The sequence below is a fragment of the Massilia sp. KIM genome (assembly GCF_002007115.1).
Classification (GTDB): Bacteria; Pseudomonadota; Gammaproteobacteria; order Burkholderiales; family Burkholderiaceae_D; genus Telluria.
Genome location: NZ_MVAD01000002.1, coordinates 131100 through 154132 on the forward strand (window position 1 = coordinate 131100; position 23033 = coordinate 154132).

General features: G+C 67.0%; 17 protein-coding genes. 15 read left to right on the plus strand and 2 right to left on the minus strand.

Going from position 1 to position 23033, the window contains the following annotated elements:
* The first annotated feature begins 87 nt into the window (after positions 1-87).
* The gene (gene hrcA / locus B0920_RS15360) at positions 88-1104 is read left to right on the plus strand and encodes a heat-inducible transcriptional repressor HrcA (RefSeq protein WP_078033540.1); all 1017 of its coding nucleotides are present in this window, start codon (positions 88-90) and stop codon (positions 1102-1104) included.
* 64 nt (positions 1105-1168) lie between these two features.
* On the opposite strand, the gene fur is transcribed toward hrcA, so the two are convergent.
* Complete coding sequence (gene fur, locus B0920_RS15365; RefSeq protein WP_078033541.1) at positions 1169-1597, minus strand: ferric iron uptake transcriptional regulator; 429 nt, start codon at positions 1595-1597, stop codon at positions 1169-1171.
* A gap of 79 nt (positions 1598-1676) precedes the next feature.
* Between fur and B0920_RS15370 the strand changes: the two genes are divergently transcribed.
* The 10 genes from B0920_RS15370 to B0920_RS15415 all read left to right on the plus strand — a co-directional run bounded on the left by B0920_RS15370 (position 1677) and on the right by B0920_RS15415 (position 12821).
* Positions 1677-2285 carry an outer membrane protein assembly factor BamE gene (locus B0920_RS15370; protein WP_179119193.1) on the plus strand — a complete coding sequence of 203 codons (609 nt, stop codon included), beginning with the start codon at positions 1677-1679 and terminating at the stop codon, positions 2283-2285.
* Between the two features lie 10 nt (positions 2286-2295).
* Positions 2296-3105 carry a 4-hydroxy-tetrahydrodipicolinate reductase gene (dapB, locus tag B0920_RS15375; RefSeq protein WP_078033543.1) on the plus strand — a complete coding sequence of 270 codons (810 nt, stop codon included), beginning with the start codon at positions 2296-2298 and terminating at the stop codon, positions 3103-3105.
* 1 nt (position 3106) lies between these two features.
* On the plus strand, positions 3107-3433 hold the full coding sequence (locus B0920_RS15380; protein ID WP_078033544.1) for a barstar family protein: 327 nt from the start codon (positions 3107-3109) through the stop codon (positions 3431-3433).
* Positions 3434-3946: 513 nt separating this feature from the next.
* Complete coding sequence (gene leuS / locus B0920_RS15385; RefSeq protein ID WP_078033545.1) at positions 3947-6589, plus strand: leucine--tRNA ligase; 2643 nt, start codon at positions 3947-3949, stop codon at positions 6587-6589.
* A 3-nt stretch (positions 6590-6592) separates the two neighbouring features.
* Complete coding sequence (gene lptE / locus B0920_RS15390; RefSeq protein ID WP_078033546.1) at positions 6593-7099, plus strand: LPS assembly lipoprotein LptE; 507 nt, start codon at positions 6593-6595, stop codon at positions 7097-7099.
* A 13-nt stretch (positions 7100-7112) separates the two neighbouring features.
* Positions 7113-8126, plus strand: coding sequence for a DNA polymerase III subunit delta (holA, locus tag B0920_RS15395; protein WP_078033547.1), 1014 nt, complete (start codon positions 7113-7115; stop codon positions 8124-8126).
* A 61-nt stretch (positions 8127-8187) separates the two neighbouring features.
* Positions 8188-9453 carry a glutamate-5-semialdehyde dehydrogenase gene (locus B0920_RS15400; RefSeq protein WP_078034433.1) on the plus strand — a complete coding sequence of 422 codons (1266 nt, stop codon included), beginning with the start codon at positions 8188-8190 and terminating at the stop codon, positions 9451-9453.
* Positions 9454-9470: 17 nt separating this feature from the next.
* Positions 9471-9884, plus strand: a complete 414-nt coding sequence (locus tag B0920_RS15405) for a CopD family protein (RefSeq protein ID WP_078033548.1) — start codon at positions 9471-9473, stop codon at positions 9882-9884.
* 443 nt (positions 9885-10327) lie between these two features.
* Entirely contained in the window at positions 10328-11527 is a 1200-nt protein-coding gene (locus B0920_RS15410) for a class I SAM-dependent RNA methyltransferase (protein ID WP_373887900.1), read from the plus strand.
* A 1-nt stretch (position 11528) separates the two neighbouring features.
* Positions 11529-12821 (plus strand): multidrug effflux MFS transporter, encoded by a 1293-nt coding sequence (locus tag B0920_RS15415; RefSeq protein ID WP_078033550.1) that lies wholly within the window; start codon positions 11529-11531, stop codon positions 12819-12821.
* 7 nt (positions 12822-12828) lie between these two features.
* Here the strand turns inward: B0920_RS15415 and B0920_RS15420 are convergent, their stop codons facing one another.
* Complete coding sequence (locus tag B0920_RS15420; RefSeq protein WP_143745798.1) at positions 12829-13632, minus strand: VPLPA-CTERM sorting domain-containing protein; 804 nt, start codon at positions 13630-13632, stop codon at positions 12829-12831.
* 190 nt (positions 13633-13822) lie between these two features.
* Between B0920_RS15420 and prsT the strand changes: the two genes are divergently transcribed.
* The 4 genes from prsT (at position 13823) to B0920_RS15440 (ending at position 22976) form a co-directional block, all read left to right on the plus strand.
* On the plus strand, positions 13823-16624 hold the full coding sequence (gene prsT, locus B0920_RS15425) for an XrtA/PEP-CTERM system TPR-repeat protein PrsT (protein WP_179119194.1): 2802 nt from the start codon (positions 13823-13825) through the stop codon (positions 16622-16624).
* Between the two features lie 394 nt (positions 16625-17018).
* A complete protein-coding gene (locus B0920_RS15430) occupies positions 17019-19169 on the plus strand; it encodes an HDOD domain-containing protein (protein WP_078034434.1) in 2151 nt (716 codons plus the stop codon).
* 21 nt (positions 19170-19190) lie between these two features.
* Positions 19191-21404 carry a bifunctional diguanylate cyclase/phosphodiesterase gene (locus tag B0920_RS15435; protein WP_078033553.1) on the plus strand — a complete coding sequence of 738 codons (2214 nt, stop codon included), beginning with the start codon at positions 19191-19193 and terminating at the stop codon, positions 21402-21404.
* 3 nt (positions 21405-21407) lie between these two features.
* Positions 21408-22976, plus strand: a complete 1569-nt coding sequence (locus tag B0920_RS15440; RefSeq protein WP_078033554.1) for a tetratricopeptide repeat protein — start codon at positions 21408-21410, stop codon at positions 22974-22976.
* Positions 22977-23033: the final 57 nt, after the last annotated feature.

A 23033-nucleotide genomic window follows, 5' to 3' on the forward strand; every position in this document is an offset into this window, starting at 1 on the left:
AGCCGGCGCAGAGCCGGGCTTGCGCTCCGGGCCATGCGCCCTCATCTACATATAATATTAGGCAGCAAAGCTTTGCTTCCATGAATCATGCAACTCGATAACCGTGCCCAAACCCTGCTCAAAGCGCTCGTCGAACGCTATATCGCCGACGGCCAGCCGGTAGGCTCGCGCGCGCTGTCGAAGATTTCCGGCCTCGACCTGTCTCCGGCCACGATCCGCAACATCATGGCCGACCTCGAGGAAATGGGCTACGTGGCCAGCCCGCATACCTCGGCCGGCCGGATCCCGACGCCGCGCGGCTACCGCCTGTTCGTCGACACCCTGCTCACCGTGCAGCACATCGACGAGACGGCGGTGGAAGCCGAGCGCATGCGCCTGCCGGTGCAGCAGCCGCAGAAGCTCATCGCCAACGCGGCCCAGATGCTGTCCTCGTTGTCCCAGTTCGCCGGCGTCGTGCAGAGCCCGCGCCGCGAATCGGTGTTCCAGCAGATCGAATTCCTGCGCCTGTCGGAAAAGCGCATCCTGCTGGTCATCGTCGACCCGCGCGGCGACGTCCAGAACCGCCTGCTGCTGACCGACGTGGACTACACCCCCGGCCAGCTCACGCAATCGGCCAATTACCTGAATCAGAACTATGCCGGGCTGACCTTCGACGAGGTGCGCGACCGCCTGACGGGCGAGCTGCGCCAGTTGCGCGACGACATGGGACGCCTGATGCAGGCGGCGGTGGAGGCCGGCAGCGAAGCCATGGCCGAGGGCGACGAGATGGTGATCGCCGGCGAACGCAACCTGCTCTCGGTGGCCGACCTGTCGTCCAACATGAGTTCGCTGCGCCAGATGTTCGAGATGTTCGAGCAGAAGACCGGGCTGATGCAGTTGCTGGATGTGTCCAGCAAGGCGGGCGGAGTGCAGATCTTCATCGGCGGGGAGTCGAAGCTGGTGCCGATGGACGAGATGAGCGTGGTGACCGCGCCCTACGAGGTGAATGGGCGCATCGTCGGCACCCTGGGGGTGATCGGGCCGACCCGCATGGCCTACGAGCGGGTGATCCCGATCGTGGACATCACGGCCAAGCTGCTGTCGAACGCGCTGAGTAATCCCTAACTACCCCTAATAAAAAAGCACGCCGCAGGCGTGCTTTTTTGCTAACGAAACCGCAACATCCCGCTTATTGTTTCCGCGGGCAATTCACTTTGACACAATTGCCGTAAATCGCAAGCGCATGCTCGGCGATCTTGTAGCCGCGCTCGGTCGCGATCTTGTGCTGGCGCGACTCGATCTCGTCGTCGTAGAACTCTTCGACGTGGCCGCAGTCCAGACACACGAGGTGGTCGTGGTGCGAGCCGGCGTTGAGCTCGTAGATCGCCTTGCCGGTTTCAAAGTGATTGCGGTTCAGCAGGCCGGCCTGCTCGAACTGGGTCAGCACCCGGTAGACGGTCGCCAGACCCACGTCCATGTTGTCGGCCAGAAGGATCTTGTACACATCTTCCGCCGTGAGGTGCCGTACCGCGCTGTTCTGGAAGATTTCCAGGATTTTGATGCGCGGGAGAGTAGCCTTCAGGCCGCTGGCCTTCAGGTCGGTCGGGTTGTTGCTCATGTTTTGTTACTCGTATATTGGCGGAGTGCTTTATGATATAGCGTTTTGGAGCTCCCGCTCAAACGTTTTGAGGTTACTTATGCGCGTCAAACAAGCCGTTCTCCATCGATTTCCCGCCAGGGCTGCGCTCGCGGCAGGTCTCGTCTGCGTCCTGACCCTGTCGGGCTGCGCGAGCTGGCGCAACCAGACGCGTCCGGCGGCGCCGGTGAGCACGGACCCGGCGGCAACGGCCGCCGACGCGGAGAAATCCGCCGCCATCGCCAACGCCGGCGCGCAGACCACCCAGGTCACCAAGCTGCAGAAGTTCCTGTGGCTGTTCTCGCCCTACCGTCCGGACATCCAGCAGGGCAACTTCGTCTCCCAGGAGATGCTGAGCCAGCTGAAGGTCGGCCAGACCCGCGACCAGGTGCGCTTCCTGCTCGGTTCGCCGCTCCTGACCGACGCCTTCCACGCCGACCGCTGGGACTACCCGTTCTACCTGGCGCGCGGCAATGGCGAGCTGACCACCAGCCGCGTCACCGTGTTCTTCAAGGACGACAAGGTCGAGCGCTTCGAAGGCGGCAACCTGCCGAGCGAGCGCGACTACATCGACCGCATCGCCGGTCCGGCCAAGGTGCCGAAGAAGAAAGCCGAATCGCGTCCGGTCGAGCCGGTCCGTCCGGGCGCGCCCGCGCCGGTGACGCCGTAAGGAGCCCGGCATGAGCACATTGAAGATCGCCGTCGCCGGCGCCAATGGCCGCATGGGCCGCATGCTGATCGAGGCCATCCAGTCCGCGCCCGACTGCGAGCTGGTGGGCGCCCTGGGCGTGCCCGGCGCGCCGGAAATCGGCAACGACGCCGGCGCCTTCTCGGGCCAGCTGACCGGCGTGGTCATCCAGTCCGACCTCGACGCCGGGCTGGCCAGGGCCGACATCCTGATCGACTTCACCCGTCCGGAAGGCACCCTGAAGCACCTGGACTACTGCGCCGCCCACGGCAAGAAGATCGTGATCGGCACCACCGGCTTCGACGAGGCCGGCAAGGCCGCGATCCGCGCCGCCGCTGGAAAGACCGCGGTGGTGTTCGCCCCCAACATGAGCGTGGGCGTGAACGTCACCCTCAAGCTGCTGGAAATGGCGGCCAAGAGCTTCTCGGAAGGCTACGACATCGAGATCGTCGAGGCCCACCATCGCCACAAGGTCGACGCGCCTTCGGGCACGGCGCTGAAGATGGGCGAGGTGATCGCCGATGCGCTGGGACGCGACCTGAAGGAGTGCGCGGTGTACGGCCGCGAAGGCGTGACCGGTGAGCGCGACCCGTCGACCATCGGCTTCGCCACCGTGCGCGGCGGCGACGTGGTGGGCGACCACACCGTGATGTTCCTGGGCACCGGCGAGCGCATCGAGATCAGCCACAAGTCGAGCAGCCGCGTGACCTACGCCCACGGCTCGCTGCGCGCGGCGCGCTTCCTGGCCGACAAGCCGGCCGGCCTGTTCGACATGCACGACGTGCTGGGCCTGAAGGGCTGACATGGCGAGCGTGGAACTGAACGGCGCCGCCATCGTCGACGAGGCGGCCTTTCACGCCGAAAGCCGGCGCGTCTTCGGTTTTCCCGAGACCTACGGCGACAGCATCGACGCCTGGGTGGACTGCATGAGCTACCTGCGCGACGAGGAAAACATGACGCGCTTTCGCCTCGGGGAGAACGAGGTGCTGGAGATCGTGGTCAAGGATGCCGGGAAGATGAAGGCGCAGGTTCCCGACCTGCTGGAAGAGCTCGCTTACTGCGTGGGCGGCATCAACGAGCGCTACGAGGATTATGGCGAGAAGCCGGCGCTCAAGCTGGTGCTGCGCTGATCGCGCGTTGCACTTGGCAGGGTACAAGGCACAGCACCCGCACCAGTGCAAAGACCAGCGTCATTGCGCAAACAGCACAAGTGCGAGAACCAGCACCATTGCGCGAACAGCGCCAGTGCGAGAGCCAGCACCTTAACCATCACCGCCAGCTTCAAAACCGTCATCCCGGCGAAGGCCGGGATCCAAGTTCGTCGCGTCATGTTGGCCTACACATAAGCCGCGTACCAGCGCAGAAACTTGGATCCCGGCCTTCGCCGGGATGACGTTTTGGGGCAGCGGGACGACGTTTTGCGGCCCGGGACGACGCTGTGCGGCCGCGGGATGACGTTTTGAGGCTCTGGACGAGGTATTCAGGCCTCCGGACGCCGATTCCGAAAGCGCCGGGAATGACGTCGACAGGCTGCAGATCGGCGTCAGCCGCGCCGCTGCTCCCGCTATCCCTCACTTTCGCCGCAGCGCAAAATGAACCAGTATAATGTCCGGTTCAACCCCTCCATTACGTCTGCAGAAATGATGCAAGAAAAATATAGTCCAGCCGAAGTCGAACAGGCCGCCCAGGGCTACTGGAAGTCGATCGACGCCTATAAAGCGGTGGAAAACGACCCGCGTTTCCCGAAGGGCAAGTACTACGCCTGCTCGATGCTGCCTTACCCCTCGGGCAAGCTGCACATGGGTCACGTGCGCAACTATACGATCAACGACGTGATGTACCGCTACCTGCGGATGAACGGCTACAACGTGCTGATGCCGATGGGTTGGGACGCCTTCGGCATGCCGGCCGAGAACGCGGCCATGGCCAACAACGTGCCGCCGGCGGAGTGGACCTACTCCAACATCGCCCACATGAAGAAGCAGATGGAGTCGATGGGCCTGGCGATCGACTGGTCGCGCGAAATGGCGGCCTGCAGCCCCGACTACTACAAGTGGAACCAGTGGATGTTCCTCAAGATGCTCGAGAAGGGCATCATCTACCAGAAAACCGGCACCGTGAACTGGGACCCGGTGGACCAGACCGTGCTGGCCAACGAACAGGTGGTCGACGGCCGCGGCTGGCGTTCGGGCGCGCTGATCGAAAAGCGCGAAATCCCGATGTACTACGTGCGCATCACCCAGTACGCCGACGAGCTGCTCGACTACGTCGAGCACAAGCTGCCGGGCTGGCCCGAGCGCGTGCGCGTGATGCAGGCCAACTGGATCGGCAAGTCGACCGGCGTGCGCTTCGCCTTCCCGCACGTGATCATGAACGACGCCGGTGAGCTGATCGACGACGGCAAGCTCTACGTCTTCACCACCCGCGCCGACACCATCATGGGCGTGACCTTCTGCGCCGTGGCGCCGGAACACCCGCTGGCCCAGCACGCCGCCAAGACCAACCCGCAACTGGCCGAGTTCATCGCCGAGTGCAAGCTGGGTTCCGTCATCGAAGCCGACATGGCGACGATGGAAAAGAAGGGCATGCCGACCGGCCTGACCGTCACCCACCCGATCTCGGGCGAACAGATCCCGGTCTGGGTCGGCAACTACGTCCTCATCACCTACGGCGATGGCGCCGTGATGGGCGTGCCGGGCCACGACGAGCGCGACTTCGCCTTCGCCAAGAAATACGAGCTGCCGATCAAGCAGGTGGTGGCGGTCGAAGGCAAGGAATTCTCGCTCGACGCCTGGCAGGAATGGTATGGCGACAAGGAGCAGGGCAAGACCATCAACTCCGGCAAGTACGATGGCCTGGATTACACCTCCGCCGTCAACGCGGTCGCGGGCGACCTGGCCGCGCAAGGCCTGGGCGACAAGAAGGTCACCTTCCGCCTGCGCGACTGGGGCATCTCGCGCCAGCGCTACTGGGGCACCCCGATCCCGATGATCCACTGCGGCGAGTGCGGCGTGGTGCCTGTCCCCTACGAGGACCTGCCGGTCAAGCTGCCCGAGCACCTGGTCCCGGACGGCAGCGGCAATCCGCTCAACAAGGATGAAGACTTCCTGCGCTGCGACTGCCCGAAATGCGGCAAGCCGGCGCGCCGCGAGACCGACACCATGGACACCTTCATCGACTCGTCCTGGTACTACATGCGCTATACCTCGCCGGGCTCGAACGAGTCCATGGTCGACGCCCGCAACGATTACTGGATGCCGATGGACCAGTACATCGGCGGCATCGAACACGCCGTGCTGCACCTGCTGTACGCCCGCCTGTGGACCAAGGTGATGCGCGACTTCGGCCTGGTGAAGTTCGACGAGCCCTTCCTGAACCTGCTGACCCAGGGCATGGTGCTGAACGAGACCTACTACCGCGAGGACGCATCTAGCAAGAAGACCTGGTTCAACCCGGCCGACGTCGAGCTCACCTTCGACGACAAGGGACGCCCGCAAAGCGCCGTGCTGAAGGCCGACGGCCAGCCGGTCCAGCTGGGCGGCACCGAGAAGATGTCGAAGTCGAAGAACAACGGCATCGACCCGCAGGCCCAGATCGAGCAGTACGGCGCCGACACCGCGCGCCTGTTCACCATGTTCGCCTCGCCGCCCGAGCAGACCCTGGAGTGGTCCAACAGCGGCGTCGAAGGCGCCAGCCGCTTCCTGCGCCGCGTGTGGGCCTACGGCTACGCGCAGCGTGAGCGCATCGCCCAAGCCCTGGCGGGCCAGCAGCAGGGCACCCTGGACGAAGGCCAGAAGACCCTGCGCCGCGAAGTGCACAAGCTTCTGCAGCAGGCCGACTACGACCTCAAGCGCATCCAGTACAACACCGTGGTGTCGGCCTGCATGAAGATGCTCAACACCCTGGAGTCGGCCAAGCTGGCCGAGGGCCCGGGCAGCGACGCCGTGGTGGCCGAAGGCTTCTCGATCTTCCTGCGCCTGCTGAACCCGGTGTCGCCGCACATCACCCACCAGCTCTGGCAGGACCTCGGCTATGCCAAGGCCTACGGCGACATCCTCGACGTGCAGTGGCCGCAGGTCGATCCGGCGGCGCTGGAGCAGGCCGAGATCGAGCTGATGATCCAGGTGAACGGCAAGCTGCGCGGTTCGGTCAAGGTGGCCAAGGACGCCGACAAGGCCGCCATCGAAGCCGCCGCGCTGGCCTCGGAAGCGGCCCAGAAGTTTGTCGAGGGTACGCCGAAGAAGGTCATCGTCGTGCCGGGCAAACTCATCAACATCGTGGTGTAAGCCATGCGCGCATTCGGAAAACTGGTGTGCGCCGTGCTGGCGGCCGCGGTCCTCGCGGGCTGCGGCTTCCAGCTGCGCGGCTCGGGCGGCCAGTACAACATGCCCTTCCAGAGCATCTGGCTGTCCTTCCCCGAAGCCTCGCCGCTGGGCACTGAGCTCAAGCGCAACCTGCGCGCCGGCGACTCGGTGCGCGTGGAGAGCGACGCCTCGCAGGCGCAGGCGCTGTTCGACGTGCTGTCTGAATCGCGCGGCAAGACCATCCTCTCGCTGAACAGCCTGGGCCGGGTGCGCGAGTACACGCTCAGCTACACCCTGGTGTTCCGCGTGCGCGACGCCAACAACCGCGAGCTGCTGGCGCCGACCGAGATCACCCTGCGCCGCAACATCGCCTTCGACGAATCGCAGGTGCTGGCCAAGGAATCGGAAGAGCAGCTTCTCTACCGCGACATGCAGACCGACCTGGTGCAGCAGATCCTGCGCCGCCTGGTCGCGATCAAGCCGGCCGCCTGAGGTGGGCTAGACGATGCAGTTGCGGCTCGAAGCGCTCGACGGACAGCTGGCCAAGGGCCTGGCGCCCCTGTACGTGATCACCAGCGACGAGCACCTGCTCGCGCTGGAAGCGGCCGACCGTATCCGCAAGGCCGCGCGCGCCCAGGGTTATACCGAGCGCGACGTCCTCACGGTCGAGCGCAGCTTCAAGTGGGGCGAACTGCTGGCCGCCAACCAGGCGCTCTCGCTGTTCGGCGACAAGAAGCTGATCGAGCTGCGCATCCCGGGCGGCAAGCCGGGCAAGGACGGCAGCGCCGCCCTGCAGAGCTATGCCAAGGACCTCAGCCCGGACAATCTCACCCTGATCACATTGCCCAAGCTGGACTGGCAGACCGCCAAGTCCTCGTGGGTGACGGCGCTGCAGCAGGCCGCGGTCTACATCGAGATCCCGAACGTGGAACGCGCCCAGCTGCCGGGCTGGATCGGCATGCGCCTGTCGAACCAGGGGCAGAGCGCCGAGCGCCAGAGCCTTGACTTCATCGCCGACCGGGTCGAGGGCAACCTGCTGGCGGCGCACCAGGAGATCCAGAAGCTGGGCCTCTTGTACGAGCCGGGCAAGCTGAGTTTCGAGCAGGTCCAGGACGCGGTGCTGAACGTGGCGCGCTACGACGTGTTCAAGCTGTCCGAGGCGATGCTGACGGGCGACCCGGCGCGCCTGGCGCGTATGCTGGAAGGCCTGAAGGGGGAGGGCGAGGCCCTGCCGCTGGTGCTGTGGGCGGTCAGTGAAGAAATCCGCACGCTGCTAAAATTGAAGACCGGGATGAGCCAGGGGCGGCCGCTGGGCGCGCTGCTCAAGGAACACCGGATCTGGGGACCGCGCGAGCGGATGATGGAACCGGCGCTGCGCCGCGTCTCCCTCGGGACGCTGGAGCTGGCGCTGCAGGAGGCGGCGCAGGTGGACCGGATGGTCAAGGGCCTGCGCGCGAAGCAGTTCGCGGGCGACGCCTGGGACGCCATGCTGCAACTGGCCCTGAAGGTGGCGCGGTAAGCTTCCCGCCCCGTCGCCCGGCGCCGGCGCCCGCCGCACACACAACGCAATGGACGACATGATGGACATCACCGCACACATGCACTCCCTCGGCCGCCGCGCCCGCGCGGCTTCGCGCGCGATGGCGCGCGCCGACGGCGCCACCCGCAACCGCGCGCTGCTCCTGATCGCCGAGGCGATCGAGCGCGAAGCCGACACCCTGCGCCGCGCCAACGCCGCCGACATGGACGCGGCGCGCGCCGCCGGCCTCGCCCCGGCCCTGCTGGACCGCCTGGCCCTGTCCGAGGCGGCCATCGCCACCATGGTGACCGGCCTGCGCCAGATCGCCGAACTGCCGGACCCGATCGGCGAGATCTCGAACATGAAGGTGCGCCCGACCGGCATCCAGGTCGGCCAGATGCGCGTGCCGCTGGGCGTGATCGGCATCATCTACGAAGCGCGTCCGAACGTGACGGTGGACGCGGCCGGCCTGTGCATCAAGAGCGGCAACGCCGCCATCCTGCGCGGCGGTTCCGAAGCCATCCACTGCAACCGTGCGCTGGCCACCCTCGTGGCCGAGGGCCTGGAGAAGGCCGGCCTGCCGCTGGACGCGGTGCAGGTGGTCGACACCACCGACCGCGCCGCCGTGGGCGCCCTGATCACCATGCCGCAGTACGTGGACGTGATCGTCCCGCGCGGCGGCAAGGGCTTGATCGCGCGCCTGATGGAAGAGTCGACGGTGCCGATGATCAAGCACCTGGACGGCATCTGCCACGTCTACATCGACGCCAGGGCCGACCTGGAGAAAGCGGTGCCGGTGGCCTTCAACGCCAAGTGCCACCGCTACGGCACCTGCAACACCATGGAGACCCTGCTGGTGGCGCGCGAGATCGCGCCGGCCGTGCTGCCGCGCCTGGCGCAGCTCTACCAGGCCAAGGACGTGGAGCTGCGCGCCGATCCGGAAGCGCTGGCGATCCTGGCCGGCTATCCGCAGCTGACGCCGGCGCGTGATGAAGACTGGAGCACCGAATACCTGGCGCCGATCCTGGCGGTGAAGGTGGTGGCGGGGCTCGACGAGGCCATCGATCACATCAACACCTATTCGTCCAAGCACACCGACGCCATCGTCACCGAGGACTTCAGCGGCGCCATGCGCTTCCTGCGCGAGGTCGATTCGGCCTCGGTGATGGTGAATGCCTCGACCCGTTTCGCCGATGGTTTCGAGTATGGACTGGGCGCGGAGATCGGCATCTCGAACGACAAGCTGCACGCGCGCGGCCCGGTCGGGCTGGAGGGGCTCACCTCGCTCAAGTACGTCGTGTTCGGTCACGGCGAAGTACGTCAATAATCCACCACAAGGCACGCATGTATCTCTGGATCAAGGCACTGCACATCGTTTTCATCGCTTCGTGGTTCGCGGGGCTGTTCTACCTGCCGCGTATCTTCGTCAACCTGGCCCAGGAAACCAATCCGGCCGCTACCGAGCGCCTGCTTGGGATGGCGCAACGGCTCTACCGTTTCAGCAGCATCCTGATGCTGGTGGCCCTGGCGCTGGGGGTCTGGCTGATGCTGGGCTACGGGATCAAGGGCGGCTGGCTGCACGCCAAACTGGCGCTGGTGGTGGTGACGATCGGCTACCATCACATGTGCAAGGCCATGCTGCGCCGCTTCGAGCGCGGGGAGAACCGGCGCAGCCATACCTGGTATCGCTATTTCAATGAGGTGCCGGTGCTGCTGCTGCTGGCGATCGTGATTCTGGCGACGGTGAAGCCGTTCTGAGGAGTGGTGCGGCGTCGGGTGACTGTGTTGCGTGCCTGTCGGCGCAGCCTCTCTCCGGCCCGCGGCCCAAAGACCGTCATTCCGGCGAAGGCCGGAATCCAAGTTTCGCCGCGCAGACGTGCATACACACTTGGATTCCGGCCTTCGCCGGAATGACGTTTTTGGGCTAACGGCCCTGGGTTTGGTGTTCTGGTTTTCTGGCTTTCCGGTTCTCTTGTTTTTTGTTTTCCGGTTTTTTGTTTTCCGGTTTTTGTTTTTTGGTTTTGGTTTTGTTTTTCGTGGCCGTTCAAGCAAACTTGGGCTCCCGCCTTCGCGGGAGCGACGGTTCCTGCATTCGCGAAAGCGACGGTTTGCGCCAACGGCTGCTGTATTTATCGTCATCCACCCGAGTGGCTGGCGCGTTATCTCAACAAGTTTCATCAACGGACAAAGGGTACCCCTGAATGGCCTCCTACTTTTGCCCATGCCCGCGCGGCATGGAAGCGGCGCTTGCCGAAGAACTCGCTGAAATCGCCCAAGACAGCGGCACCCTCAAGGTGCACAACCAGGTCCCCGGCGGCGTGCACTGCTCCGGCTCCCTGGTCGACGCCTACCGCATCAACCTGCACTCGCGCATCGCCTCGCGCGTCCTGATGCGCATGGGCCAGCGCAGCTACAACAACGAGAACGACATCTACGACCTGGTCCTCGAGCAGCCCTGGGAAGACTGGTTCGGCACCGAGCACACCATCCGGGTCGACGTCACCGCGGTCAAGTCGCCGCTCAAGAGCCTGGAATTCACCACGCTCAAGATCAAGGACGCCGTCTGCGACCGCTTCCGCGACAAGTTCAACCGCCGCCCTTCGGTCAATACCCGCGAGCCCGACATGCGCATCGTCGGCTTCCTCGACCAGCGCAACTTCATCGTCTACCTCGACACCTCGGGCGAAGCCCTGTTCAAGCGCGGCTGGCGCGAAGAGACCGGCGACGCGCCCCTGCGCGAGAACCTGGCCGCCGGCATGCTGCGCGTGGCCGGCTGGAAGCCGGGCGTCCCCCTGTTCGACCCGATGTGCGGCTCCGGCACCATCCTGATCGAGGCGGCCCAGATGGTGCAGGGCATCCCGCCCGGCGCGCGCCGGCGCTTCGCCTTCGAGAAGTTCCGCGGCTTCGAGCGCCAGGCCTGGCAGGACATGAAGGCCGCCATCAAGCCCAACCCGCTGCCGGACCAGCCGAGCATCTTCGGCTCCGACATCTCGGGCGACATGGTGGCCATGACCCGCCACAACCTGAAGGTGGCCGGCATCCTGTTCGAGGTGCCGCTCAAGCAGATCGAGGCCCAGCACGTCTCGCCGCCGACCGAGCAGCCCGGCATCCTGCTGACCAACCCGCCCTACGGCGAACGGATCGGCGTGCGCGGCGACTCCACCGTGCCCCAGGACGAGATGGCCGCCGGTTTCTACTCGGCCCTGGGCACCACCCTCAAGCAGCGCTTCGCCGGCTGGACCGTCTTCCTGTTCACGGCCGACCTGAGCCTGCCCAAGCTGCTGCGCCTGAAGGAAGCGCGCAAGACCCCGTTCTTCAACGGCGCGCTCGAATGCCGCCTGTTCCGCTTCGACATGGTGGCGGGCTTCAACCGCCGCGAGGAAGCAAAGCCCAAGGCCTGACATGCTCCCCACCGATCCCCCCGATCTGCCCAAGGACCCGGTCACGCCGGTACCGCTACCACCGCCAGTCAAGATCGCGATGCTCTCGGCCGGCGGCCTGGCGACCCTGCTGGCGGCGCTGTCGATGCTGGGGCCGTTCTCGATCGACGCCTACCTGCCGGCCTTCCCGCAGATCCGCGCCGATTTGCAGGCCACCAGCATCGAGGTCCAGCAGACCCTGACCGCCTACATGCTGGCCTTCGCCGGCATGGTGCTGTGGCATGGCGCGCTGTCGGACGCGTTCGGGCGCCGCAACGTGATCCTGGTGGCGCTGGGGGTGTTCGGGATCGGCACCTTCGGCTGCGCCGCCGCGTCCTCGGTGCACTACCTGTGGGTGTTCCGCATCATGCAGGGGGTATCGGCCGGGGCCGGGGTGGTGGTGGGCCGGGCCATCATCCGCGACCTGTATTCCGACACCGCCGCCGCGCGCCTGCTGTCGATGGTGACCATGATCTTCTCGATCGCGCCCGCCATCGCCCCGGTGCTGGGCGGCTGGATCGTCACTTTCTTCGACTGGCGCGCGATCTTCCTGGCGCTGTGCGCCTATACGCTGCTGCTGGGCTGGTTCTCGTGGAAGCACCTGCCCGAGACCATCCCCAAGGAAAAGCGCCAGCCCTTCAACCCGCGCTTCCTGGCCGAGAGCTACGGGGCGATCTTCTCGTCCTTCCTGTTCCACATGAAGGCGGGGGTGACGGCGCTGAACTTCGCCGGCCTGTTCCTCTACATCGCCGCCGCGCCCGTGATGCTGCCCGAAAGCCTGGGCCTGGGTCCCTCGCAGTTCGCCTGGCTGTTCGTGCCGACCGTGAGCGGGATCTTCCTTGGCGCGCTGGCGGCCAACCGCCTGGCCGGCAAGATGGACTTCGCGCGCCAGATCCGCATGGGCTTCTTCTTCATGCTGGGCGCGGTGGTGTTCAACGTGAGCTTCCACCTGTTCCTGCCGCCTTCGCTGCCGTGGTCGGTGGCGCCGATGTTCTTCTTCACCTTCGGCAGCTCGATCATCGCGCCGGGCGCCACCCTGCTGGCGCTGGACCTGTTCCCGCACATCCGCGGCACCGTGGCCTCCTGCCAGTCCTTCGTGTCGACCCTGCTGGGCGCGATCGTGGCGGGCGTGGTCGCGCCGCTGCTCTCGCATTCGGTGCTGGCGCTGGCCCTGGGCCAGGCCGGGTTCGCGCTGCTGTCGCTGGCGTTCTGGGTGACCGCGCGGCGCTACCGCCGGCGGATGCTGAGGATGGGAAGGGACGCGGCGGGCCGCTGAGCAGGATTCAGCGCGGCGCCGCCGCCATGCGGCGGCGGACCAGCAGCATGCCGCCCAGGCCGGCGGCCAGCAGCGGCAGCGAGCCTGGCAGGGGCACGCCCTTGCCGAGCGAGGTCATGCCCTCGATCACGTCGTTCTGGCAGGTTTCGCCCCAGTGCATGGCCAGGGTCGAATAGTTCGCCAGGCCGCTGTTGGCGATGTTGATGCTGAAGGTCAGCGACTGGTCGGCCAGCACCTTCCAGGTTCCCACCAGGCCGGTGTTGCTCACCGTCGAGGAACTAGTCTTGACTCCCGTCGCCTGGCCCTCGCGGTAGGTGCAGTCCACCCCCAGCTTGCAGCTCATGAAGGATTCGGTGTTGCGGATGTTCTGCGCATTCGTAGCGCCGTTCAGCTCGTACAGCTTGAAGGTGCCGCCGGTGTTGCTGAAACGGTTGTCCAGGGCGAAGCCGTATTCCCACAGGGTGCCGTTGGAGGCATTGTCCTTGGCGTGGTGCACGTCGGTGCCGAAGGGATTCCATTTCTCCGCCAGGAACAGGTCGCCATACCCGATGCCGCCCGAGGCCATGTTGGGCGCGACGCCTGCGTGACCGGCGAAGTTGGTCGAGATCACGATGGTCAGCACGTCGCCGACCCGGGTGATGTTCGCGCCCTTGATGTCGTACACGCTGCCGCCGATCACGTCGCCCGAACCGTGGTCGTTGCCGCCCCAATAACCGTCGACGGCGGAATCGCTGATGTCTCCGGCGTGCGCAGCCTGGGCGGCGAGCAGCGACAGGGCGGCCAGGGCACTGGTGAGCAAGGGTTTCATCATGGTCGAGGTGTCAAGGAATGGTAGGCAGGGCGATGCATAAATCATGCCAATTGGAAATTTCTAGCAAAATCAAGCGCTTGCTTTTTTACCCGCAAAAACAACAGTGCCCGGTGTAAAAATTTCCGACGAGATTGACTGGCGTTAAAGCAACAAATCATAATCGATCATAAACACCTCGTCGAGAATAATGATGTCCGAACAGCAAGTAAAACGTCGCATCTGGTCCACACGGTGGATACTCGGCGGCGCCGTCCTCGTCGGTGGGGCGGCGCTGGGAAGCGCGCTTTACCTGCAGGCCCGGCAGGCGCCGGTGGCCGAACTGCGGCGCGACGCGACGCTGCGCCAGCAGCGCGGCGACTACGACGCGGCCATCATCCAGCTCAAGAACGCGATCGAGGCGCAGCGCGGCGACCCTGCGCTGCGCCTGCAACTGGCGCGGGTCTATCTCGACAGCGGCGATTCCGAGTTCGCCGAAAAGGAAGCGCGCGAGGCGATGCGTCTCGGCATTCCCTCCGCCGAAGCCAGGCCGGTGCTGCTCCAGTCCCTGCTGCTGCAGGCCCGCTACGACAAGGCCCTGGAAGAAAGCGAGGGCGTGGCCGCCGGCGGCGACCCCGTGCTGCGCACCGCGCGCGCCGACGCCCTGCGCGGCCTGGGCCGGCTGGACGAAGCGCGCCAGCTCTACGAAGCCGTGCTCGCCGAGGCGCCGGGCACGGTCTCCGCCATGGTCGGCCTCGGCCGGCTGGCCCTGCGCAGCGGCCGCGCCGACGAAGCGGCGACCCTGTGCGCGCGCGCCCTGGCGGCCCGGCCCGACGACGCCACGGCCCTGCTGTTCCAGGCCGACCTGCACCGCAGCGCCGGGCGCGGCGCGGACGCGATGCGCGTGTACGAGCGCATCCTGGCGCTCAACCCGGGTCACCGCTCCGCCCACATCCTCAAGGCCGACCTCGCGATCACGCTCGGCCAGTACGAGCAGGCGCGCAAGGACCTGGACGCGGCGCGCAGGCTGACCCCCAACAGCATCCTGCTGGCCTATACCGAGGCCCTGCTGAACTTCTCGCAGGGGCGCCACGAGCCGGCCCAGGAAGCCCTGCGGCGCCTGCTGCGGGTCGCGCCCGACCACATGCCCAGCGTGCTGCTGGCCGGCGCCCTGAGCCTGAACCTGAACGAGCCCTATCAGGCCGAGAACCACCTGCGCCATTACCTGAAGTACGACCCGGACAACCTCTATGCCCGCAAGATGCTGGCCGCCGCCCTGCTCAGGAGCGGCCAGACCAAGGAGGCGATGGCGGTGCTGGCGCCGCTGCTCGAAGCGGGCGGCAAGGACGTCCAGCTGATGGCGCTGGCGGCCGAGACCCACCTGCAGGCCCACAGCTTCGGCAAGGCGGTCGAACTGTTCCAGCAGGCCAGCGCGCTGGCGCCCGAGGTGGCGGAGCTGCGCGCTTCGCTGGGCTTGAGCAAGCTGGGCGCGGGAGAACTGGAGAGCGCGCTGGGCGACCTGCGCGCCGCCACGGAGCTGGATCGCGGCGCGGTCGACGCCGGCGTGGCCCTGGTGCGCACCGAGATGCGCCTGCAGCGCCTGGACCGCGCGCTGGCCGCGGCCGAGAGCCTGGCGGCGGCGCATCCGCGCAGCGCCGTGGTGACCGACCTGAAAGGCAGCGTGCACCTGGCCATGGGCGAGCAGGACAAGGCGCGCGACCATTTCGAGAAAGCGCTGGCGCTGCGCGCCGACTACTACCCGGCGGCCGCCCACCTGGGCGAGATGGCGCTGGCCAGGCAGGACTTCGGCGCCGCGCGCGCCCGCCTGACGGCTTTCCTGGACAAGAACAAGGACCACGTCGAAGCCCTGAGCGCGCTCGCCACCGTGGCCGAGCGCGCGGGCAAGCCGCAGGAGGCGACCCAATGGCTGGAGCGGGCCGCCGCCGCCACCAGCGCGCCGGGGCCGTCCGTGAACCTGATCGGGCAATACCTGCGCACCGGGCAGACCCAGAAAGCGCTCGACCTGGCCGGCGGGCTGCAGGTGAGCCATCCGTCCAACCCGGATCTGCTCGACCTGCTCGGCAAAGGCCAGCTGGCCAACGGACAGATGGAAGAAGCCCTGGCCACCTACCGCAAGCTGGCGGTCGCCCTGCCGCGCTCGGCGCAGGCGCGCATGCAGGTGGGCGCGCTGGAAGTGCTGCTCAAGCAGGAGATCGCGGCCGAGAGCAGCTTCAAGGAAGTGCTGGCGATCCAGCCCGACTTCCCGGCCGCGCAACTGGCCCTGGCCGAACTCCACGTGCGCAAGGGCAGGCACGAGCTGGCCCTGATGATGGCGAGCCAACTGCAGCGCCGCCATCCCAAGGCCTCGGCCGGCCACCAGCTCGAGGGCGACATCCTGATGGCGCGCCAGCAGCCGGCGCGCGCGCTCGAGGCTTACGGGCGCGCCTTCGCCCTCACGCCGAACGCCGAGCTGACCATCAAGATCAGCCATGCGCTGCGCCTGGCCGGCAAGCCGGACCAGGCCACCGCGCGCCTGGCGCAATGGCTGCGCGCGCATCCGGACGACCTGCGGGTGCAGCTGTTCCGGGCCGAGAGCCTGATGCGCGAGGCGAAGCACGCGCAGGCGGCGGCCCAGCTGGAAGCGATCCTGGCCAGGCATCCGCAGCAGGTGGCGGCGCTCAACAACCTGGCGCTGACCTACCAGCGCATGGGGGACAAGCGGGCGCGCGGCGTCGCCGAAAAGGCGGTGGCGGCGGCCGGCGGGCAGCCGGGCGTGGTGGACACGCTGGCCTGGATCCTGGTGGAGGAGGGCGAGGTGGCGCGCGGGCTGGCGATGCTGAAGGAGGCGCATGCGAAGGCGCCGCAGGCGCGCGACATCCGCTACCACCTGGCGGTGGCCCTGTCGCGTTCCGGCGACCGGGCGGCGGCGCGCCAGCATCTCGAAGGACTGCTCGCGGCCAGGAGCGGCTTCCCCGAAGCGGAGAACGCGAAGCGCTTGCTGGCGTCCTTGCGCTAGCCGCCGGATCGCCACTGTCCCCGGATCGACCCGTTTTCCTCGGCATCATGGGCGCGGATGGAAAGCTTTCCGAACGCGTGGGTTCGGACGCAACAGTTTATAGATACTGTTGAAATAATATTTCACATATGCATGTTGAACGTAATATTATTTCAAGACTGTAAATTCAACATGTTGCTTCGTTACCATTAGAGGAACATCTCGGCAACAGTTTTTCCCGAAACTATTGTTCCCGATCAGAAATGTATATATGCTAAGATAAGTTTTTTACATCCGGAACAACAGGCCCAATCCCCGCTTGTTCGATGGATGAAAAAACCAGATCTTGTGGCAATCCGCGTGCACCGGGCAGCCACCTTCCAACCTTCGACAAGTGGCGGCCGTGTTTAACAACATGCACCAATCAGACCAGGATATCCGCAATCGATTGCTGATTGCCCGTCTGCCGGCGATGCCGCAGATCCTCGTCAGGCTGATCGAGCACCTGCAGGCGGACGACCTGGGGATGCCGGAACTCGCCGCCCTGATCTCGAAGGACGCCGGCATGACCGGCAAGCTGCTGGCGGTCGCCAACAGCTCCGCCTACCACCGCAACGGCCGCACCCCGAATCTCGAACAGTCCCTGGTCTCGCTCGGGACCGACATGATCAAGACGCTGGTGATCAGCGACTCGGTGTTCCAGACCTTCAATTCCTTCCCGCATTCGGGCAGCACCGACCTGCGCGCCTTCTGGAAGAATTCGCTCACCGCCGCCATGCTGGCGCGCGAGATCGCGCGCGCCCTCGACTATCCGCACCTGGAAGAGGCCTACCTGGCCGGCCTGCTGCACAACGTCGGCCGCTTGGCCCTGCTGGCCACCGCGCCCAAGGAATACGGCTTCAACTTCACCGCGCGCGACGACGAAGACCTGTGCGCGGTCGAGCAGCGCACCCTGCAGATCACCCACGCCGAAGCCGGCGCCTGGCTGATCGAACGCTGGCAGCTCGATTCCTTCCTGGCCGACGCGGTGCTCTACCACCACGAAGCGAGCGACCGCCTGGAATCGGCCCACCCCCTGATCCGCAGTGTGCGCCTGGCCCACGTGCTGGCCAGCCACGCCGGCGACGCCGCCGCCGTACACGAGGCGGCGGCACTGTGCGGCCTCGATGCGCAGCAGGCCCTGCAACTGCTAGAAGGGGCCGCGCGCCAGGTCGAGAAGGCCGCCGCCCACCTGGGCATCGAGCTGGCCGGGGCCGACGACATTCCCGCGCCGCCGGCCTTCGCGCCGCCGCCCGTGGACCCCGTGCAGCAGCGCCTGTCCGAGGAAGTGCGCAACATGGTGCTGGTGTCCGAGGTCGGCCAGGCCCTGGCGCGCCAGCAGGGCGAATCGGGCCTGCTGGAAGCGATGACGCGCACCGCGCGCATCCTCTTCGATTTCGAGAACGCCGTGGTCCTGCTGGAGAATCCGACCGGCCACGCCCTGGTGGGCGCGCCCACCGCCGGCAGCCAGCGCATCGCCGAATTCGCCGTGCCCCTGGCCAAGGGCGGCCCGGTGGCCAAGAGCGCGCTCGAACGCCGCCCGGCCTTCGTCCAGCGCGAGCGCCAACCGATCGGCATGGCCGAGGAGCAGCTGCTGCGCATGCTCGGCACCGACAGCCTGGTCTGCCTGCCCCTGGTGGCCGGCGCGCGCTGCCTCGGGGTGCTGATCGGCGGCGTCGCCGCCTGGCAGCTGCCGCTCTGCCAGCGCCGCGAGCGCTTCATGCAGGCCTTCGGCGCCCAGGCCGCGACCGCGCTCGAGAACCTGCTGTCCGAACGCGGCCACGCGCGCCGCCAGCTGGCCAGCGTGGCCGAGGATTACCGCGAAGCCTCGCGCCGCGTGGTGCACGAGGTGAACAACCCGCTCTCGATCATCAAGAACTACCTGAGCGTGTTGGACAGCAAGCTGGCGCGCCAGGAGCCGGTCAGCGGCGAACTCTCGATCCTGAACGAAGAGATCGACCGCGTCGGCCAGCTGATCGGCAGCCTGGCCGAGCTCAAGCCGATGGACGCCGGCCCGCGCGCGACCGACGTGGCCAAGGTGGTCGACGACGTGCTGCGCCTGTTCCGCTCCAGCGGCTTCGTGCCGGCCACGGTGCAGATCGACGCCCAGATGCACGAGGAGGCCGGGCGCATCGACGGCGACGCCGACGTCCTCAAGCAGATCCTGGTGAACTTGGTCAAGAACGCGGTCGAAGCCTTGACCCCAGGCGGCGGCCGCATCGAGATCCAGAACCGCGGCCACGTCAACCGCGAGCGCCAGCTCTACGTCGAGCTGGTGGTCAGCGACGACGGCCCCGGCCTGTCGCGCGAAGTGCTGGCCAACCTGTTTTCGCCGGTGCGCAGCACCAAGGACGGCGCGCATCACGGCCTCGGCCTGTCGATCGTGCACAGCCTGGTCAAGAAGCTGGGGGGGCACATCGCCTGCCGCAGCGGACGCACCGGCACCGCATTCGAAATCCTCCTGCCGGCGTGGTCCGGCGCCGGCACGGCGGTCGCCCTGCCGGCGCGCGCGCTCGGCTCCGCATAAGCCCGGCCCCCAAGACTCACGATGAACGCGAAACCCGCCACCCTGCTGCCCGGCGAACCCGCTCCGATATCCGGCACCCTCGAACAGGACAGCCTGCCGCGCCTGCTGCTGGTCGACGACGAACCGCGCCTGCTGTCCTCCCTCCACGAACTGCTGCAAGGACGCGGCTACCGCCTGGTCACCGCGTCCTCGGGCAGCGAAGCCCTTGCCCAGCTCTCGCGCCAGCGCTTCGACCTGGTCCTGCTCGACCTGCGCCTGCCGGACATCGGCGGCCACGACATCATGGACTTCATCAACGAGAAGGGCATCGACGCCGACGTGATCGTGATGAGCGGCGAGGTCGGCATCGAGGCGGCGATCGGCGCCCTCAAGCGCGGCGCCTACGACTACCTGCGCAAGCCCTACAGCCGCGAAGAGCTCCTGACCACGGTCTCGAACGCGCTGCAGCGGCGCCGCCTGGCGGCCGACAACGAGCGCATCGCGACCCAGCTCGAAAACTCGGAGAAGATGTACCGCTACCTGGTGGACTCTTCGCCCGACATCATCTACACCCTCAACCACGAAGGCCGCTTCACCTTCGTGAACGACCGCGCCTACCAGCTGCTGGGCTACACGCGCGAAGAGCTGCTCGGCCAGCACTATTCGATCCTGGTGCACGAGGAAGACCTGGAGCGTGCGCGCTACGTGTTCAACGAGCGCCGGGTCGACGAGCGCGCCTCGCGCAACGTCGAACTGCGCCTGAAGTGCCGCGGCGGCAATGGCCACGACCGCACCTTCAACAACACCCTGATGACGATCTCGCTCAACGCGATCGGCATGCACGTGCCCGACCAGGAGGTGAAGAAGCTCGAGTTCTTCGGCACCTACGGCGTGGCGCGCGACATCACCGACCGCAAGCGCGCCGAGGAAGTCATCTCCTACCAGGCCTACCACGACATCCTGACCGACCTGCCGAACCGCATCCTGTTCAAGGACCGCCTCGGCCTGGCCGTCATCCAGGCCAAGCGCAAGCAGACCGAGCTCGCGGTGATGTTCATCGACCTCGACCGCTTCAAGCTGGTCAACGACACCCTCGGCCACGTCAAGGGCGACGAGCTGCTGCAGCAGGCCGCGCGCCGCCTCAAGGATTGCCTGCGCAAGGGCGACACCCTGGCGCGCCAGGGCGGCGACGAATTCACCATCGTGCTGCCCGAGCTGCGCGACCGCGACGACGCCCGCGTCATCGCCGACAAGTTCCTCGAGACCCTGCAGAAGCCCTTCGACCTGGACGGCCACGAAGTCCACATCTCGGCCTCGATCGGCATTGCGATCTACCCCAGCGACGGCGAATCCATCGACGAGCTGCTGCGCCACGCCGACATCGCCATGTACCAGGTCAAGGCCCTGGGCAAGAACGGCCACAGCTTCTACCACACCTCGATGCTGGACGTGTCGCACCAGAAGATCGCGCTCGAGCAGGCGCTGCGCCGCGCGCTCGAGCAGGACGAGCTGGAGATGTACTACCAGCCCCAGATCGACGCCATTACCGGCCGCATCGTCGGCGCCGAGGCCCTGATGCGCTGGAACCACCCGACCCGCGGCCTGCTGTCGGCCGGCGAGTTCCTGCCCTTCGCCGAAGAGAACGGCCTGATGCTGCCGATCTCGGACTGGATGATCGGCGCCCTGTGCCGCGACATGCTGCACTGGAAGACGGTCGGCGGCGGCAACGTGCGCCTGTCGCTCAACCTCTCGCCCCAGTACCTCGACCGCGGCGACTTCTTCGAGAAGATGCGCGGCGCCCTGGTGCGCTACGGGATCGCGCCGGGCCAGATCGAGGTCGAGATCACCGAGAACATCGCGATCCGCAATCCGCAATACGCGATCGAGCAGCTCAACAAGCTGTGCCAGCTCGGCGTCTCGGTCGCGATCGACGACTTCGGCACCGGCTACTCCTCGCTCTCTTACCTGCATCGCTTCCCGATCCACACGGTCAAGATCGACCAGTCCTTCGTGAAGGAGATCCACGAGGAGAACGGACACTACCCGGTGATCCTGGCGATCATCTCGATCGCGCGCGGCCTGGGCCTGAACCTGATCGCCGAAGGTGTCGAGACCGAGGAGCAGGCGCGCTACCTGCGCTCCAACGGCTGCCTGACCATGCAGGGCTACCTCTACTACCGTCCGATCTCGCTGCAGGACTTCATCGCCGCGTTGCGCGCGCAATCCAGCCCGAACCTGCGCGCCGTCCAGGCCTAAGTCATGCTCGACCTCCCGGCCCAGCCCCAGGATCCGCAGGAGCGGCACACCGCCGAATTCCTGCGCGTGAAGGGCCTGGCCGAGCGCGGCGTGCCGCAGGCCCAGCACAGCCTGGGCTTCATGTACGTGAACGGCCAGGGCGTGCCACGCAACTACGAGCTGGCCGTGGCCTGGTACCGCATGGCCGCCTCGGCGGGCCTGGAGCAGGCCCAGTACAACCTCGGCGTGATGTACCAGAAGGGCCAGGGCGTGGACCAGGACTTCGGCCAGGCCGCCTACTGGTACCGGCGCGCGGCCGAGCAGGGCTATGCCCCGGCCCAGTACAACCTCGGCTGGCTGTACGCGAAGGGGCAGGGCGTGCCGAACGACGTGCAGCAGGCGCTGCACTGGTTCGGCCAGGCCGCCGAACAGGGCGAGCCGGGCGCCCAGCACAACCTGGGCATGATGTACGAGACCGGCAGGGGCGTGCCCCAGGACCTGGACGCGGCGCTCGGCTGGTACCGTCGCGCCGCCGAGCAGGGCTATGCGCGCTCGCAGTTCAACCTGGCGCTGCGCTACGACAGCGGCCAGGGCGTGGCGCGCGACCCGCGCCTGGCGCTGGACTGGCTGCGCAAGGCGGCAGGCCAGGGCTATGCGCCGGCCCAGTTCAACCTCGGCCTGCGCTACGACAAGGGCCAGGACATCGACCAGGACAGCCAGCAGGCGATCCTGTGGTACGGCCGCGCCGGCGAGCAGGGGCACGCCAGCTCGCAGTTCAACCTCGCCCTGATCTACGACAGCGGCCACGGCGTGCCGCGCAACGAGGCGCTGGCGCTGAGCTGGTACCTGCGCGCGGCGGAACAGGGCCATGCGGGCGCCCAGGACAACCTGGGCATGCGCTACGAGCACGGGCAGGGCGTGGAGCGCGACCTGGCCCAGGCCCTGCACTGGTACCGCAAGGCGGCCGAGCAGGGCCTGCCCTCGGCCCAGTACCATCTCGGCCAGCTCCACGACGGCGGCCAGGGCCTGCCCCAGGATCCCGCCCAGGCCGTGGAGTGGTACCGCAAGGCCGCCGAGCAGGGGCACCTGCGCGCCCAGTTCGACCTCGGCCTGCGCTACGAGGGCGGAGTCGGCGTGGCCCAGGACAGCGCCCAGGCGCTGGCCTGGTACCGGCGCGCGGCGGCCCAGGGCTATGCGCCGGCCCAGTACATGGTCGGCGCGCTGCTCGACCGCCTGGAAGACGGCGACCCGCGCGAGGCGGCCGACTGGCTGCACAAGGCGGCCGACCAGGGGCATGCCCTGGCCCAGTTCGAGCTCGGGCTGCACTACGATTGCGGCAAGGGCGTGGAGCGGGATTACGAAGCCGCGCATTTCTGGTACCTGTGCGCGGCGCGCCAGGGGCACGCGCGGGCGCAGTACAACCTGGGCGTGATGTATGCGGCGGGGCAGGGCGCGCAGCGCGACCTGGTGGAGGCCTATGCCTGGCTGCACCGGGCCGGCGGGGCCGGCGTGGGACCGGCGGCGACGTATCTGAAGAAAATCGCGGCCAGGATGGAGCCGCAGCTGCTGGAGCAGGCGCAAAGCTTGCTGTAAGCCGCTTGCCGCCTGCCGCGGCTTTGATGTCCCGCATTTGTCCCCTTAAAACCCGCG